The 15,830-nt window shown below is 71.6% G+C and carries 13 protein-coding genes and 1 pseudogene; 9 read left to right on the top strand and 5 right to left on the bottom strand.

Features of this window, described 5'->3' with window-relative positions:
- The 3 genes and pseudogenes from JGS39_RS10755 to JGS39_RS10745 form a co-directional block, all read left to right on the top strand.
- A pseudogene (locus JGS39_RS10755) lies at positions 1 to 591 on the top strand (MSCRAMM family protein); the annotation flags it as partial.
- A gap of 157 nt (positions 592 to 748) precedes the next feature.
- Positions 749 to 3,196, top strand: a complete 2,448-nt coding sequence (locus JGS39_RS10750) for an ATP-binding SpoIIE family protein phosphatase (RefSeq protein WP_219568584.1) — start codon at positions 749 to 751, stop codon at positions 3,194 to 3,196.
- A 114-nt stretch (positions 3,197 to 3,310) separates the two neighbouring features.
- On the top strand, positions 3,311 to 4,030 hold the full coding sequence (locus tag JGS39_RS10745; protein ID WP_219568582.1) for a class I SAM-dependent methyltransferase: 720 nt from the start codon (positions 3,311 to 3,313) through the stop codon (positions 4,028 to 4,030).
- Positions 4,031 to 4,083: 53 nt separating this feature from the next.
- On the opposite strand, the gene JGS39_RS10740 is transcribed toward JGS39_RS10745, so the two are convergent.
- The 3 genes from JGS39_RS10740 to JGS39_RS10730 are packed head-to-tail and all read right to left on the bottom strand — an operon-like array spanning position 4,084 to position 7,672.
- Positions 4,084 to 5,163 (bottom strand): acyltransferase family protein, encoded by a 1,080-nt coding sequence (locus tag JGS39_RS10740; RefSeq protein WP_219568580.1) that lies wholly within the window; start codon positions 5,161 to 5,163, stop codon positions 4,084 to 4,086.
- Positions 5,163 to 7,376 carry a bifunctional polysaccharide deacetylase/glycosyltransferase family 2 protein gene (locus JGS39_RS10735; RefSeq protein WP_219568579.1) on the bottom strand — a complete coding sequence of 738 codons (2,214 nt, stop codon included), beginning with the start codon at positions 7,374 to 7,376 and terminating at the stop codon, positions 5,163 to 5,165. The genes JGS39_RS10740 and JGS39_RS10735 overlap by 1 nt, the downstream gene beginning before the upstream one ends.
- Positions 7,373 to 7,672, bottom strand: a complete 300-nt coding sequence (locus tag JGS39_RS10730) for a hypothetical protein (RefSeq protein ID WP_219568590.1) — start codon at positions 7,670 to 7,672, stop codon at positions 7,373 to 7,375. Before JGS39_RS10730 ends, JGS39_RS10735 begins: the two co-directional genes overlap by 4 nt.
- Positions 7,673 to 8,020: 348 nt before the next feature.
- Here JGS39_RS10730 and JGS39_RS10725 point away from each other — a divergent pair, with 348 nt between their 5' ends.
- Positions 8,021 to 9,031 (top strand): chitinase, encoded by a 1,011-nt coding sequence (locus tag JGS39_RS10725; RefSeq protein WP_219568588.1) that lies wholly within the window; start codon positions 8,021 to 8,023, stop codon positions 9,029 to 9,031.
- A gap of 10 nt (positions 9,032 to 9,041) precedes the next feature.
- On the opposite strand, the gene JGS39_RS10720 is transcribed toward JGS39_RS10725, so the two are convergent.
- Positions 9,042 to 9,932, bottom strand: coding sequence for a LysR family transcriptional regulator (locus JGS39_RS10720; RefSeq protein WP_219568578.1), 891 nt, complete (start codon positions 9,930 to 9,932; stop codon positions 9,042 to 9,044).
- Between the two features lie 129 nt (positions 9,933 to 10,061).
- Between JGS39_RS10720 and JGS39_RS10715 the strand changes: the two genes are divergently transcribed.
- Positions 10,062 to 11,063: an aldo/keto reductase gene (locus JGS39_RS10715; RefSeq protein WP_219568576.1), complete on the top strand. Its 1,002-nt coding sequence runs from the start codon at positions 10,062 to 10,064 to the stop codon at positions 11,061 to 11,063.
- Between the two features lie 73 nt (positions 11,064 to 11,136).
- Here the strand turns inward: JGS39_RS10715 and JGS39_RS10710 are convergent, their stop codons facing one another.
- On the bottom strand, positions 11,137 to 11,478 hold the full coding sequence (locus JGS39_RS10710) for an ArsR/SmtB family transcription factor (protein ID WP_219568574.1): 342 nt from the start codon (positions 11,476 to 11,478) through the stop codon (positions 11,137 to 11,139).
- A 105-nt stretch (positions 11,479 to 11,583) separates the two neighbouring features.
- Here JGS39_RS10710 and JGS39_RS10705 point away from each other — a divergent pair, with 105 nt between their 5' ends.
- The 4 genes from JGS39_RS10705 (at position 11,584) to JGS39_RS10690 (ending at position 15,821) form a co-directional block, all read left to right on the top strand.
- The gene (locus tag JGS39_RS10705) at positions 11,584 to 12,561 is read left to right on the top strand and encodes a quinone oxidoreductase family protein (protein WP_219568573.1); all 978 of its coding nucleotides are present in this window, start codon (positions 11,584 to 11,586) and stop codon (positions 12,559 to 12,561) included.
- A 55-nt stretch (positions 12,562 to 12,616) separates the two neighbouring features.
- Positions 12,617 to 13,543 carry a 2-dehydropantoate 2-reductase gene (locus JGS39_RS10700; RefSeq protein ID WP_219568571.1) on the top strand — a complete coding sequence of 309 codons (927 nt, stop codon included), beginning with the start codon at positions 12,617 to 12,619 and terminating at the stop codon, positions 13,541 to 13,543.
- 108 nt (positions 13,544 to 13,651) lie between these two features.
- Positions 13,652 to 14,485, top strand: a complete 834-nt coding sequence (locus JGS39_RS10695) for a M55 family metallopeptidase (RefSeq protein ID WP_219568569.1) — start codon at positions 13,652 to 13,654, stop codon at positions 14,483 to 14,485.
- Positions 14,478 to 15,821: a M20/M25/M40 family metallo-hydrolase gene (locus JGS39_RS10690; RefSeq protein ID WP_219568567.1), complete on the top strand. Its 1,344-nt coding sequence runs from the start codon at positions 14,478 to 14,480 to the stop codon at positions 15,819 to 15,821. The genes JGS39_RS10695 and JGS39_RS10690 overlap by 8 nt, the downstream gene beginning before the upstream one ends.
- Positions 15,822 to 15,830 lie beyond the last annotated feature (9 nt).

The raw sequence follows: 15,830 nt of genomic DNA, 5'->3' as shown, positions 1-15,830 counted from the left end.
GCACCGACCCCGCCGCGCCCTCCTCCGGCTATCTCTCCGGAGTTCCGGTCTGCGGCAGCGTCCAGCATTCCGACGGCACGAAGGTCCCGCGCGCCGCCCTCACCCTCATCGACGTCCAGGGGCAGCAGGTCGGCAGAGGCGCCAGTGGGGACGAGGGGCGGTACGCGCTGAGCGTGCCCGGGGCCGGTTCGTACGTGCTCATCGCCGCCGCGGGCGGCCACCAGCCCCAGGCCGTCAGCGTCACGGTCGGCGAACGGCCGGTGGAGCTGGACGTGGTGCTCGGCGGCGCCGGGCGGCTGGCCGGGACCGTCGTGACCGCGGACGGTGTCCCCGTACGCGACGCGGCCGTCACCCTGACCGACGTACGCGGCGAGGTCNCCCGTCGAGGACGCCCGGGTGACGCTCCTGGACGCGGCGGGCAACGTCGTCGACACGCTGACCACCGGCCCCGACGGCTCGTTCCGCTTCGTGGACCTGTCCACGGGCGAGTACACCGTGATCGCCGCCGGTTATCCGCCGGTCGCCACCGTGCTCCAGGTCGCGGGCGGCGGACGCACCGAGCGGGACCTCCAACTGGGCCACGAGGACTGACGCACGGTGTTCCCTGTGCCGTCCGGATCGTGCGGGTACGCGGGGCGCACCACCCCCTCGGGGGTGATTGTGCCGATGACCCGCGACGCCGGACGCGGGGCCGTACCGTGGACGGACGCATCGCAGAACCTTGCGGTGAGGAAGGAGCCTTCCACCCATGGACCTCGGTGTGCCGCCGCAGAGGACACCACAGCCGCATGACGCCGCGGCGGGCCGCGTGCCGCTCGCCGTGGTCGTCGTCGACGCGGACGGGCTGGTCTCGCACTGGTCGACCGGTGCGAGGAGACTCTTCGGGGTCTCCCGGGAGGATGCCGTCGGCTGCCCCGCTGGTGAACTCCTGCCGGTTACCGGGGCGTTGCCGCAGGTCGGTGACCCGCTGCCGGACAGCGCGTACGCCGAGTCCGGCCCCGAGCTCGACAGCTCCCTCAGCGGGACCGTCGCCTACCCGGCGGCGGGCCGGGCCCGCGTGGACGAACCGGACCGCGGCCGCATCGACGTGCTGTGGTGGGCCTATCCGCTGGTCGGCCCGGGCCCGGAGCGGCTGCTCGTGCTCGCCGCGGACGCCGCGCCGCTGCGGGGCGACGGGGAGGGCGAGGGGCAGGGCAGGGAGACGGTCGCCCCCGGATTCGCCCTGCACACCGACTTCCCCGGCTACCGGGAACTCTCCTCCAGGCTGCCCGAGATCCTGCCCAGCATGAGCGTCCGGGAGGCCACCAGGATCGTCTCCCAGGTCCTCGAACTCGGCTATCCCGTACTGGAGTTCAGTCGGCACGACCGGATCCCGGTGACTCCCGACTGGGGTGCGCCGCAACGCGCCGGGCGGCGTACGGCCGACGGCCCGCCGGTCCGCGCCGGGGATGCGCCCGTCCCGCACGCCGTGCCACGTCCCGAACTGGACCTCGAGTACGCGGCGGTCCGCGAGCGGCTGGAATTCCTGAACGAGGTCAGCGGCCGCATCGGCACCTCCCTGGATCTGGAACGGACCATCCGCGAGGTCACCAGCGCCGCCGTCCCCCGCTTCACCGACTTCGCCGGTACCCATCTGCGCGCCGCGGTCCTGGCCGGCGAGGGCTTCCCCGACGGGCCGCCCGACGTCACGACGATCTGGCACCGCGTCTGGGTCGAGCACAACGACGAACCGGGCCGCTGGGACGACACCGTGCCCGTCGGCGAATCCATCGCCTTCCCCGAGCACACCCCGTTCTTCCAGTGCATGGTCACCGGCGAGCCCGTGATCGTGCCCTACGTCAGCGAGGAGTTGAGCAACCGGATCTCGGGCGAGTTCGAGAAGCGCGACCTCAGGCCCCTCATCACGCACCGCTCGCTGCTCATCGTCCCGCTCAAGGCCCGTGACGTGGTGCTCGGTTTCATGGTGCTGATGCGCCGCCCCGGCCGCGAACCATTCGACGACATGGACCGCACCACGGGCGCCGAACTCGCCGCCAGGGCCGGGCTCGTCCTCGACAACGCCCGCATGTACACGTACCAGGAGAACGTCGCCGAGACCCTCCAGGACAGCATGCTGCCGCAGATCGAACCGCGCATGGCCGGCTGCGACATCGCCACCCGCTACCTGCCCGGCACCCGGCTCGGCAGGGTCGGCGGCGATTGGTTCGACTCGGTGAAACTCCCCGGCTCCCGGACCGCGCTCGTCGTCGGCGACGTCATGGGTCATGGTCTCAACTCCGCCGCCATGATGGGGCAGCTGCGCACGGCGGTGCTGACCATGGCCACCATGGAGATGCCTCCCGCCCAGCTGCTGCGCAACCTCGACGACCTGGCCCAGCGGCTCGGCGAGCAGTACCTCGCGACCTGCCTGTACGCGGTCTACGACCCCATCCGCTCCGAGCTGCAGATCGCCAACGCCGGACACATCCCGCCGGTACTGGTCCGGGCGGAGGACGGCCGGGCGGAACTGCTCGACCTGCCGACCGGAGCCCCGATCGGCGTCGGCGGGGTCGCCTTCGAGACCGCCACCGTGCGGGTGCGTGCCGGCGACCGGCTGGTGCTCTGCACCGACGGCCTGGTCGAGGTGCGCGGCCAGGACATCGGTGCGGGGCTGGCCGCCCTCTGCGCCTCCGCCGCCCATCCTGCCGCGTCCATGGACGACGCCTGCGACACGATCATCAGGGCCCTGAACCCAGGCGACGGCCGCAAGGACGACGTGGCCCTGCTGATGGCCAGGCTCAACGGCATCCCGGACGGCGACGTCGCCGCATGGCAACTGGCCCTGGACCCGCGCGAGGTGGCCCGGGCCCGCCGGCTGGTCCGCGGCCGGCTCCTCGACTGGGAGCTGCCGGACGCGGTGGAGGCGGCCGAACTGATGGTCAGCGAGCTCGTCACCAACGCCGTCAAGCACGGCCGCACCCATCACATCGGGCTCCGGCTGGTACGCACCGGCGCTCTGCTCTGCGAGGTCACCGACGACGAGCCCGCCCCTGCCACGCTCCTGGACGCGACCGCGGACGACGAGTCCGGCCGCGGGCTGGTCCTGGTGAGCGGCCTCGCCCGGGAATGGGGCACGAGCACCACGGCGCGCGGCAAGACCGTCTGGTTCGAGCTGGCACTGTCCCGCCTCCCACGCCCCCGGTCGAACGACTGGTGAAGGAGGTCTTCACCGGGGCTGTCGATGTGGTGCGCACCCTTGCCCCGGACGCCGTGGGGCGGTAGTCCGGTGCTGAGCGAAATAGGCTCGGTACGGCCGGACTTGGGAGTGCGCATGGATGTTTCACAGCAATACCGTGAGTCATGGGAAGGGTTCTGGGCCGCCACCTCGGACGCACCCGGCGAGGCGATCTGGGACGCCGACCCCTCGCTGAGCGCCGCGCCGCACAGCGAGCTGCTCCTGCCGTACGCCGATGCCGCGCTGCCCGTGGTCGACCTCGGCTGCGGAAACGGCACCCAGACCCGCTACCTCGCCACCCGGTTCGCCCGTGCGATCGGCGTGGACCTCTCGCACGCCGCGATCGGCCACGCACGGCGGGCGGACCCCGAAGGTGTCGCCGAGTTCGCCCAGCTGGACCTCGTCGACGGTGAAGCGGTGCGGGCACTGCACGAGCGGATCGGCGATACGAACGTGTACATGCGGGCGGTCATCCACCAGAGCGAACCCGAGACCAGGCCCGCGGTCGCGGCGGCCGTGGCGACGCTGCTCGGGAACCGGGGCCGGGCGTTCGTCGCCGAACTGACCCCGGCCTCCCAGGACGTGCTGCGGCAGGCGGCACAGGGCCCGGACGGCCCGCCCAAGAAGCTGCGGCGGGTCTTCGACCACGGGCTGAAACCGGCGAGCGCCACCGAGGAGGAGGTGCCGCAGGTGCTGCGGGCGGCCGGACTGGTCACCCTGGACAGCGGGGACACGGCACTGCCGCAGACCGAGTACCTGCCCGACGGAACCCGGATCGACCTGCCGGCGCGGTGGTTCGTCCTGGCCGCCCGCTGATCCGGGCGCGCCGCGGCCCCGGGCGGGTAGTCCGTCCGGGGCCGGGGCGTCGTTCACGGCAGCAGCCGCGGTTTCCGTTTCGCCGCGACGTCCTCGACCCAGCCGAGGAGCACCACCGCCGCCCCGACGAGGACCCAGGCGACACCGAACTGGAACCAGGTGCTGTCGAGCGGCAGTCGCCGTTCGAAGGCGGGCACGTTCCACATCAGGTCGATCAGCGGCACGCTCGCCATCAGCGCGACCTCGTGCCACAGATAGACGGTCACGGCGCGGGCGTTGAAGACCTTCACCACCCGCGCCGCCACGGGGCGGCGGCCGAGCCAGGCACACGCCGGACGGAACCGGAGGAGCAACAGGACGAAGCCCGCGGACCACAGGGCCTGGGCGAGCGGGATGTCGTCGAGGTCGTACGACCCGTCGACCCGGTGGTTCAGCGCCCACCAGCACCCGGCCGCGAGCAGGACCGGAGCCACGGCGACGACCTGGCCGGGGCGCATCCGGTCGAGCACCCCGTCGCGGTGGGCGAATCCCAGCAGCCAGCAGAACAGGAAGACCGACACATCACTGAGCACACTCCCCAGCCGCCCGTCCGGCCCTCCGCCCAGCGCGGTCAGCACCAGGACGGGGACGAGGGAAAGGGCCGGCACCAGCAGCGGGGCCGACCGGAAGAGCCGCAGCAGGACCGGTGAGAGCAGGACGAACCAGAGGTAGGTCCGCAGGTACCACAGCACCGCCCAGGCCTGCTCGCCCCAGGCGTCGCCCGGCGGATCGCCGGCCGGCAGCACCCAGTACAGGACGTCGGCGCCCGGCACCCAGCCGTGCAGCAGCATCGCCACGCCGAGGACCAGGCCGAACACCCACAGCGGGATCAGCAGCCGGCGCAGCCGCCCCCTGATCACCTGCGGCGCGGGCCGCTCCAGCGAACGCGCCATGAGCGAGCCGGCGAGCGCGAACATCACGCCCATCGACGGGAACGCGAGCCCCAGCCACGGCCATGCGAAGGTGTGGTACGTGACGACACGGACCAGCGCGACGGCCCGCAGCAGGTCGAACCAGCGGTCACGGCCGCCGGAGGGGACGGGTTCCGCGCGGACGGTCGCCAAGGACGCCCCCCGCCGGTGCGCACCCCCCATCAGCGGCTCTCCGTCCCCGAGGTGGGTGAGCCGACCACGCCGGTGCGCTTCAGCTTCTGCCAGCGCAGCCGTCCGCCGGTCGCCGCGGTGACGCACGAGTGGATGAGCACCAGGTACATCAGCTGCCGGTAGGCGAGTTGCTGGAGCGGCATCATGAGCAGATACCGGTACTTCTCCCGGTCGAGGCGGAACGCATAGGCCGCGCACAGCAGTTGCACCAGCAGGATCGCGAGCCAGGCCAGCAGGGACGCCCTGAAGTCCACGAACAGCATCGCGTAGAGCGTGAACACGTCGATCAGCGGGGCGAAGAGGGGCGTGACGATCTGGAAGAGGACCACCAGCGGCATCCCGACCCGGCCGAAGCGGCCCGACGGCCCCCGGTCGGTCACGGATCGCCGGTGCTTCCACAGGGCCTGCATGGTGCCGTAGCTCCAGCGGTAGCGCTGCCGCCACAGCTGACCCAGGGACGCGGGTGCCTCGGTCCACGCACGGGCGTGCTCGGCGTAGACGACGCGCCAGCCGGCCCGGTGCAGGGCGATGGTGATGTCGGTGTCCTCGGCGAGGGTGTCCTCGCTCATGCCGCCGACGGCCAGCACCGCTCTGCGGCGGAACGCGCCGATCGCCCCGGGGATGGTGGGCATGCAGCGCAGCAGGTCGTACATCCTGCGGTCCAGGTTGAAGCCCATCACGTACTCGATGTGCTGCCAGGCGCCGATGACCGTGTTGCGGTTGCCGACCTTGGCGTTGCCGGCGACCGCGCCGACGGCCGGGTCGCCGAAGGGCTGCACGAGCCGGTGCACGGTCTCGGGTTCGAAGACGGTGTCGCCGTCCATCATCACCACGATGTCGTAACGCGCCTGCCGCACACCGTTGTTGAGCGCGGCCGACTTGCCGGCGTTCTCCTGGCGTACGACCCGGAGGTTGGGCAGGCCCAGGGACTCGGCGATCTCCGGGGTCCCGTCGGTCGACCCGTCGTCGACGAGGATGATCTCGATCGGATGAGTACTGGAAGCCAGTGAGCCGAGCGTGTGGGCGATGCACTCCTTCTCGTTGTACGCGGGCACGATCACGCTCACCGGCCCGATGACCGCGGGCCCCCAGACGAACCGGCGTCTGTTGCGCCGTCGGTAGTGGCTCCGGGCCAGGACGAGCATCAGCCCGAACCGTCCCAGCACGGCGACCCCGACGACGGTCAGCAGCGCGGCGAGCCCGGGCATCGTCCACTCGGCGACCGCGACGGCGGCGAGAAGCGCCCGGCCCTCCCAGAGGGTGGTGGCGTCGGCCCTGCGGTGCGCGGCCTGCTCGGGATCGGAGGCGGAGGCCGCCGGATCGGCTGCCTGTCCTGCCCGGTCCGGGGTGCCCTGCCCGGCCTGTGACTGCGCCTGCTCGTCCTGCTGCTGGGCGCCGCTGACCGTGGTGAAGGTGTAGCCCTGCGCCTTCATCTTCTTGATGTACCGGGGCAGCGCCTCAAGGGTCTGCTCACGGTCGCCGCCCGAGTCGTGGAAGAGCACGGAGGCGCCCTTGCCGCTCTTCGGGGTGGCCAGGTCGATGATCTCGTCGACGCCCGGCTGCTGCCAGTCCTCGCTGTCGGTGTCGATGAACACGCTGGTGTAGCCGAGGGCGCCGAGCTTCTTGTAGACGGGCCAGCTGTAGTTGTCGATGGCGTCGTTCGTCGACGAGTACGGGGCACGGAACAGTGTCGTCGTGATGCCGGCGGCCCCGGCCAGGGCCAGTTGTGTCTGGGCGATCTCACGCGTCACGCGGGAGGCGCTCCGGTAGGAGAGGTCGATGTGCGTGAAGGTGTGGACGCCCACCTCGTTGCCGCCGTCGACCATCTCGCGCACGAGGCCCGGATAGCGCGAGACCATGGAACCCACGAGGAAGAACGTGCCCGGTACGTCGTTGTCGTCCAGGACGTCGAGCACCTTGCCGGTCCACTCCGGATCGGGCCCGTCGTCGAAGGTCAGCACGATCGTCCTGTCGGGCACCGACTGGGTGCGGGCGGTGCCGCCCGGGAAGCTGAGCAGGGGACCGCCGTCCAGGACGCTGTCCGGCACCTTGCTCGAACTCGCGCCGGAGCGGATCCGCTGGTCGTTGCCGATCTCGGCCCGCAGATAGCCGTCGAGCAGCATCACGGAGACCAGGCCCAGGAGCAGCAACAGGGCGATGACCACGCGGGGCCCCGGTATCGCCGACGGGCGGCTGCGGCTCATCGGCCCGTGCCGGTGCTCGGCGGGGCGTACGCGCCACTGTCGCCGGGGGGTCCGCCGCCGGGGCCGCCCCGGGCGTCGGACATGCCGTCGATGGGGAGCAGCGTCGAGGGGGACAAGGAGATCCCGCCCATGAAGGAAAGGGCCAGAACGGCGGCGTACCCGACGCAGGTGACACCCAGCACCGCACCGGCCCGGCGCAGCAGCCGGGCACGCCGGCCGGAGCTGTCCACGAAGACGGGCCCGTCCTGCGCCGAAGGCGCCGAGGCGCGCGTGTGTTTGCGGTGTCGGCCACGCACGGCCGGATCTGTATCGACAGGGATATCGGAAGGCATTTGCGTATGTTGACCAACGGCCTTGTGCGAAGTCTGGTGCTTTGCTGGCCGGACGCTGTGGATTCGTCCGTCACCTGTCGGTCGGCTGAGAGTGTGCGGGCGGTGAGCGGCGGCGCGGTCGGTCGGATGTCCTTCCAACAACATTGTTTTCGCTGGTGGTTGAGGTTTTGATCATGGGGTGGTGTGCCGCCCGACTGTGACTTGGCTGTGAGGGTGGTGCGGGGCAGGTGTGAGAGGTTTCGAGTGTTCCGGTCCCACTGTGTCGCAGCTGCGGGGCACTCTTTGCCGAAAGCAGGTGCAAACGCCATGCGTATGTCATCCTCCCGGCCGGCGGCGGCCGGCGCCGGCCTTGCCGCGCTCCTCCTCGCCTGCTCCGGCTGTGCGACCGGGACCGCGGCGGATCAGGGGGCCGCGTCGGCCCCCCGCCCGGCCACCGGCACGACGGCCCCGGCGGCCACCGCGTTCACCCCCTACGTCAGCGCCACGACCGCCGCGGGTACGGACGCCGCCGGATCCCCCGACACGTACAACCTCGCCTTCGTGGTCGCCGACGGAGACGCCTGCACCCCGCTCTGGGGCGGCAGCGCGAAGGTCACCGACAGCGCCGTGGTCTCACGCGTCGCGGCGCTCACCGCCTCCGGCGCGGACGTCCGGGTCTCCTTCGGCGGCGCCGCGGGCACCGAAGCGGCGCTCGCCTGCGACAGCGCACAGGAACTCGCCGACGTGTACGGGGAGGTGCTCGACGCGGTCGGCGCGACCAAGGCGGACTTCGACATCGAGGGCGACGCGCTCACCGACACCGCGTCCGTCACCCGCCGCAACGAGGCCCTGCACCTGCTCCAGCTGGAGCGGGACCTGGACGTCACGTACACGCTGCCGGTCATGCCCGACGGCCTGGAGGCGAGCGGCACGGCCCTCCTCGACGACGCGGTGGCCGAGGACGTCGACGTCTCCGCGGTGAACATCATGGCCATGAACTACAGCTCCTCCCACGACGGCGACATGAGCGACTACGCGGAGCAGGCGGCCTCGGCCACCCATGACCAGATCGCGGGTGCTCTCGGGCTGACCGGCGCCGAGGCCTGGCGGGCGCTGCACATCACCGTGATGATCGGCGTCAACGACGTGGCCGGGGAGACCTTCACCCTGGCCGACGCGGCGTCCCTGCGCTCCTTCGCCCGCCGTCAGGGCGCCGGGGCGCTCTCGCTCTGGGCGGCGTTCCGCGACCGGGCGTGCACCGGTGAGGACACGTCGAAGGCGAGCGACAGCTGCAGCGGCGTCGCACAGGAGGACGGGGCGTTCGCCGAGGCGCTGAGCGGCTGACCGGCGCGGCTCAGTGCCCGGTTCCCTCCCGTACGAGTGCCATCAGCGCCCGCGCTCCCGGGCTCAGTGCCTGAGCGGCGGGCAGCACCACGACGCTCTCGTAGTACGGCTGGTCCGCCCCGTCGAGCGCCACCGCCACCAGGCACGTGGCCTCGGGCTTGCGCGAGAAGTGGTGCGGAACCACCGCGATGCCGAGCCCCTCGCGCACCAGCTCCAGCAGCGTGTGCACGTCGTTGACCTCCAGGGCCACCGTGCGGCGCACCCGCGCGGCCGCGAACGCCTCGTCGGCCGCACGGCGCGGCCCGAAGTCCGGATGGAAGTCGATGAACGCCTCACCCGCCAGCTCGTCCCATCCGGCCCGGTCCGCCGACGCCAGCCGGTGACCGGGCGAGCACAGCAGGACCATGGGCTCACGGGCCAGCGGGACCAGCTCGCCACGCCACTCCACGGGGGAGACCGTGGCGGCGAAGGCGATGTCGAGCCGGCCGCCGGCCACCCCGTCGACCAGGTTCGTCGTCCCCTCCTGGCGGAGCCGGATCTCCATGTGCGGGTGCTCGCGGTGGAAGGCGGCGAGCAGCCGCGGCAGGTTCAGTCCGGCGACGCACTGTTCCACGCCCACCGACAGGGTCCCGCGCAGCAGCCCCCGTACGGCGTCGACTGCGTCCTTCGCCGCCCGCGCGCCCGCCAGGGTGCGCTCGGCCTCCACCAGCAGGGCGCGCCCTGCCTCGGTCAGCCGCACACTGCGGGTCGTCCGGCTGAACAGGGGCGTCCGCAGTTCCTGCTCCAGGGCCCGGACGGAGGCGGACAGGCCGGACTGCGACACGGCGACGCGCTCGGCGGCCCGGGTGAAATGCTGTTCCTGGGCGACGGCGACGAAATGTTCCAGCTGGCGCAACTCCATGATTGAGAAATATAGGTGCTGAATCCCAGCGGAATCTCCTGTTGGACTGCTGGATCGTTGTGCGCGAGCCTGGACCCCGCACGTCGTACTCCGTCGTGTACCGGAACGATCTCTCCCGTGGAGCCCCGCATGTACATCCCGTCCGCCGGCCGCTACCAGGACATGCCGTACCGGCGTACCGGGCGCAGCGGTCTGAAGCTGCCCGCCCTCTCGCTCGGTCTGTGGCACAACTTCGGCGGTGACCGGACGCCGGAGTCGCAGGGCCAGATCCTCCGCCGGGCGTTCGACCTCGGCATCACCCACTTCGACCTGGCCAACAACTACGGCCCGCCGCCCGGCTCCGCCGAGACCGCGATGGGCCGCTCGCTGGCGACGGACTTCGCCCGGCACCGGGACGAGATCATCGTGTCCACCAAGGCCGGCTATCTGATGTGGGACGGCCCGTACGGGGAGTGGGGATCGCGCAAGAACCTGCTCTCCTCGCTGGATCAGAGCCTCGGCCGCCTCGGTCTCGACTACGTCGACATCTTCTACTCCCACCGGCCCGATCCCGAGACCCCGCTCGAGGAGACGATGGGGGCGCTCCACACGGCGGTGCAGCAGGGCAAGGCGCTCTACGTCGGCATCTCCAACTACTCGGCCGAGCAGACGAGGGAGGCCGCCCGGATCCTGAAGGGCCTCGGCACCCCGCTGCTCATCCACCAGCCGCGCTACTCGATGCTGGACCGCTGGGTCGAGGACGGTCTGCTCACGGCCCTGGACGAACTGGGTGTCGGCTCCATCGCCTACTCACCGCTGGAACAGGGCATCCTCTCGGACCGCTACCTCCGCGGTATCCCGGAGGGCTCGCGGGCGGCGGGCAGCAGCCCGTTCCTGTCGGCCGACTCGGTCACGCCCGAACTGGTCGGCCGCCTGCGTGAGCTGGACCAACTCGCCTCCGCGCGCGGTCAGTCGCTGGCCCAGATGGCGCTGGCCTGGGTGCTGCGCGGCGGCCGGGTCACCTCCGCTGTGGTCGGCGCGAGCAGCGTCACCCAGCTGGAGAACAGCGTCGAGGCGATCCGCAACCTGGAGTTCACCGACAAGGAACTCACCAGGATCGAGAAGCTGTTGAAGGGTGCGAAGCGCCGCTGAACCACGAAGAGGGCCGGTACCTCCGCTTGCGGGGTGCCGGCTCTTTTGCGCTGCCTGCGTACGGGCGGCCGTCTCAGGCGTCGTCGGCCCGGAGCAGCAGGTGCAGGAGGCCCGGGAAGCGGGCCTCGAACTCCTCGCGGCGCAGGCGGTTGACCCGTTTGGCGCCCATGTCGCGCTGCTCCACCAGGCCCACTCCGCGCAGCACCGAGAAGTGATGGCTGAGCGCGGCCTTGCCGACCGGCACGTCGAAGCTGCCGCAGCTGCGCGTCCAGTCCTCGGAGTCCGCCAGCTCCCGGACCAGCTGGAGGCGGACCGGGTCGGCCACTGCGGACAGGGCTTCGAGGACCGAGACCTCCGCGGGGTCCGCGTGCACCGGAGCCGCGCGATGTCCGCTGCCCGCAGGCTGGTTGGGCATGTTCCGCTCCTCGCGTCCGTGGCCCTTGCCGAGTGTTCGATGAATATCTTACACTTCGAGTGTTCGCTTTTCGTTGAACACATCTCTCCAGAGGGCGGTTCTGTCATGCGTGCGATCGAGTTCAAGGAGTACGGCGGCCCCGAGGTCCTGACCCTCGTCGAGACGCTCGCCCCCGAACCCGGCCCCGGTCAGGTCACCATCGACGTCGCCTACGCGGGCGTCAACTTCGCCGACCTCAAGGCCAGGTCCGTGGGATACCGGGTGCCCGAACTGCCCTTCGTCCCGGGCCTGGAGGTCTCGGGCCGGGTACGGGCGGTCGGTGAGGGGGTCGAGGGGCTGATCCCCGGGCAGGAGGTGGCCGCGTTCCTCGACGGCGGCGGATACGCGGACGTGGTGGCGGCCCCGGCCGACACGGTCTTCCCGCTCCCCGCCGGCGTGGACCTGCGCACGGGGGCCACCCTCCCCACCGTGCTGCCGACCGCGCACGCCCTGCTGCACGAGGTGGGGCGGCTGCGGGCCGGCGAGAGCGTGCTGGTGCAGGGCGCGGCCGGCGGAGTAGGCACCGTGGCCGGGCAGCTGGCCAGATCCGCGGGGGCCGGAGCCGTGTACGGCGTGGTGTCCTCGGCCGCGAAGGCCGCGTACGCCCTCGACCACGGCTACGACGAGGTGTTCCTCGGCGACACCTTCCCGGACGAGGTCCGCCGCGCCACCGGCGGCCGGGGCGTCGACCTGGTGCTCGACCCGGTCGGCGGGGACACGCTGCGCCGCGGCGTCGACGCGCTCGCCGTATTCGGGCGCCTGGTCTCCTTCGGCAACGCCGGCGGCGCACAGCCCTGGAGCGTCGGGCAGGGCGAGCTCTACCCGGGCAGCAGGTCGGTGGCCGGCTTCTCGATCCTGGAGCTGGCCGCGAGCGACCCCGCCACCCTGCGTACCGTCGCGGAGCGTGCCTTCCGTGCCGTGACCGACGGGCACGTCGACCTTCCGGTGACGGCCGAGTTCGACCTGGCGGAGGCGGCCGGGGCACACCTGCTGATGGAGGGCCGCACATCGACCGGCAAGCTGGTCCTGCGGATCGGCGGCTGAGCGGTCCCGTTCTTCGCCCCGCCCCCTGATAACGGACCCCGGAAGGTGCACGCAGATGAAGATTCTGGTCGTAGGAGCAGGAGCAGCCGGTGGCTACTTCGGAGCCCGGCTCGCACAGGCGGGCAGGGACGTCACCTTCCTGGTCCGTCCGCGCCGCGCCGCGGTCCTCCGCGAGCGGGGCCTGCGCATCACCGGGCTGGGGGAGGAGGAGACGCTCACGCCCCGGCTCGTCACCGCGGACGAACTCTCCGGCCCCTACGACCTGGTGCTGCTCTCGGTGAAGGCCACGGCACTGGACGGTGCCCTCGACGACATCGCGCCGGCCGTCGGGCCGCAGACCGCGATCGTGCCGCTGCTCAACGGCATGGCCCACCTGGCGCGGCTGGGCGACAGGTTCGGTGACAAGGCGGTGCTGGGCGGTGTCGCCAGGGTCATCACCACGCTGAACGCCGAAGGCGACATCGTGCGCCTCGCGCCGGTCGCCGGACTGACGATCGGCGAGCAGCAGGGCGGCACGTCGGAGCGGGTCGAGGCGATCGCCGCCGTTCTCGACGTCGCGGGCATCGATACGCACCGGTCCAGGGACGTCGTCGGGGCGATGTGGGGCAAGTGGGTGTTCATCAGCACCCTGGCAGGGCTGACCTGCCTGATGCGCGGCACGGTCGGCGACGTCCGGGCCGTTCCCGGCGGTCCCGGTTTCGTCGCCACGCTCCTGGCCGAATCCGCCACTGTCGCAGCCGCCGCGGGGCACCCCGTGCGGGAGTCGGAACTCGACGCCGTGACCGCGATGCTCACCACGGAAGGATCGCCCCTCACCGCCTCGCTGTACCGCGACGTGACCCTCGGCGCCCCGACCGAGGCGGAGCAGGTGTTCGGGGACCTCGTGGACCGGGCCCGGCGGCTGTCCGTCGACACGCCGCTGCTCGATCTCATCACGCTGAACCTGCGCGTCCACGAGCTCCGCACCCGCTCCGCGGCCTGAGGGTTCCCGGGCCCCGCGCACCGGGGCGCGTGGGCGTCAGTGGTGTGTACCTCTGGAGGCCAGGGCCGCTCTGGCCTGCACGTTCTGTGGCGCGTACCGTGTGGCAGCATGAAGATCCTCGTCAGCGCCGACATGGAAGGCGCCACCGGTGTGACCTGGCCGGCCGATGTGCTGCCCGGTACACCCCAGTGGGAGCGGTGCCGCTCCCTGTTCACCTCCGACGTCAACGCGGCCGCCCTCGGCTTCTACGACGGGGGCGCCGACGAGGTCCTCGTCAACGAGGCTCACTGGACCATGCGCAACCTGCTCCTCGAGCAGCTCGACGACCGGGTCCAGATGATCACCGGCCGGCACAAGTCGCTCAGCATGGTGGAGGGCATCCAGCACGGCGACGTCGATGCCGTGGCCTTCATCGGCTACCACACGGGCGCCGGTACGGAGGGCGTCCTGGCCCACACGTTTCTGGCCAATTCCATCACCGGCGTGTGGGTCAACGGGGTCAGGGCCAGCGAAGGCCTCCTGAACGCCCATGTGGCCGCGGAGTACGGCGTCCCCGTCGTCCTCGTCACCGGCGACGACCTGACCTGCGTGGACGCCAAGGGCTACGCCCCCGACGCGCAGACGGTCGCAGTCAAGGACTACGTGTCGCGGTACGCGGCGGTCTGCCGCACCCCCACCCGTACCGCCGCCGACATCCGTGCGGCGGCCAAGGAGGCGGCCGGGCTCGCGGGGCGTTACACGCCGGTGGAGGGCGGCCCGTTCACCGTGGAGCTGGAGTTCGACGCCGAGCACCTGGCGGCGGCGGCCACGGTCGTGCCCGGCACGGCACCCTCCGGCGAGAGGCGTGTGGCCTACACCAGCGCGACGATGTACGAAGGTATCCGCACGTTCAAGGCGGTGACGACCATCGTGTCCTCCGCCGTGGAGGAACAGTATGGCTGAGGCGAGCATCCCCCAGGACAGCGTCGACGCGCTCGCGCTCGACGAATCGGTGACGTTCACCTCCGAACTGATCCGCATCGACACCACGAACAGGGGCGACGGCGACTGCCGCGAACGCCCGGCCGCCGAGTACGTCGCCGAGCGGCTGGCCGCCGCCGGACTCGAACCGGCGATGCTGGAGCGCACCCCCGGCCGCACCAACGTCGTCGCCCGGATCCCGGGCACCGACCCGTCGGCCGAAGCGCTCCTGGTCCACGGCCACCTGGACGTCGTGCCGGCCGAGGCCGACGACTGGACCGTGCACCCCTTCTCCGGCGAGGTGCGCGACGGGGTCGTCTGGGGCCGCGGCGCCATCGACATGAAGAACATGGACGCGATGGTCCTCGCCGTCGTCCGGTACTGGGCCAGGGCCGGCATCCGCCCCCGTCGCGACATCGTGATCGCCTACACCGCGGACGAGGAGGCCAGCGCCGACGACGGCTCCGGCTTCCTCGCCGATCAGCACGCCGCACTCTTCGAAGGGTGCACGGAAGGCATCAGCGAGTCGGGCGCCTTCACCTTCCACGCCGGACCGAACATGCCGCTCTACCCCATCGCCGCGGGCGAACGCGGCACCGGATGGCTCAAGCTCACCGCCCACGGCAAGGCGGGGCACGGCTCCAAGGTCAACCGCGCGAACGCGGTCAGCGCCCTCGCCGCGGCCGTCGCCCGGATCGGCGACCACGAATGGCCGGTGCGCCTGACCCCCACGGTCCGCGCCGCGATCACCGAGATCGCCGCCCTGCACGGCATCCACCCCGACCTCGACGCCCCCGGCTTCGACGTGGACGAACTCCTCGGCAAGATCGGACCGGCCGCCGACCTCGTCGCGCCCACCGTCCGCAACAGCTCCAACCCAACGATGCTGGACGCCGGTTACAAGGTCAACGTGATCCCCGGCCACGCCACCGCCTACATCGACGGCAGGATGGTCCCCGGCGGCGAGGACGAGTTCCACGCCACGCTGGACCGGCTGACCGGCCCCTCGGTCGACTGGGAGTTCCACCACCGCGAGGTGCCTCTCCAGGCACCGGTCGACTCGCCCACGTTCGCCAAGCTCCGCGCCGCCGTCGAACGGTTCGACCCCGACGGACACGTCGTGCCGTACTGCATGTCCGGCGGCACCGACGCCAAGCAGTTCTCCCGGCTCGGCATCACCGGCTACGGCTTCTCGCCGCTGAAGCTGCCCGTCGGCTTCGACTACCAGGCCCTCTTCCACGGCGTGGACGAACGTGTCCCCGTCGAGGCGCTGCACTTCGGCGTCCGGGTCCTGGACCACTATCTGCGCACCGCCTGAACGACTCGG

The sequence above is a fragment of the Streptomyces poriferorum genome (assembly GCF_019399235.1).
GTDB classification, from domain to species: Bacteria; Actinomycetota; Actinomycetes; order Streptomycetales; family Streptomycetaceae; genus Streptomyces; species Streptomyces poriferorum.
This window is presented reverse-complemented; position numbering and strand designations above follow the sequence as displayed.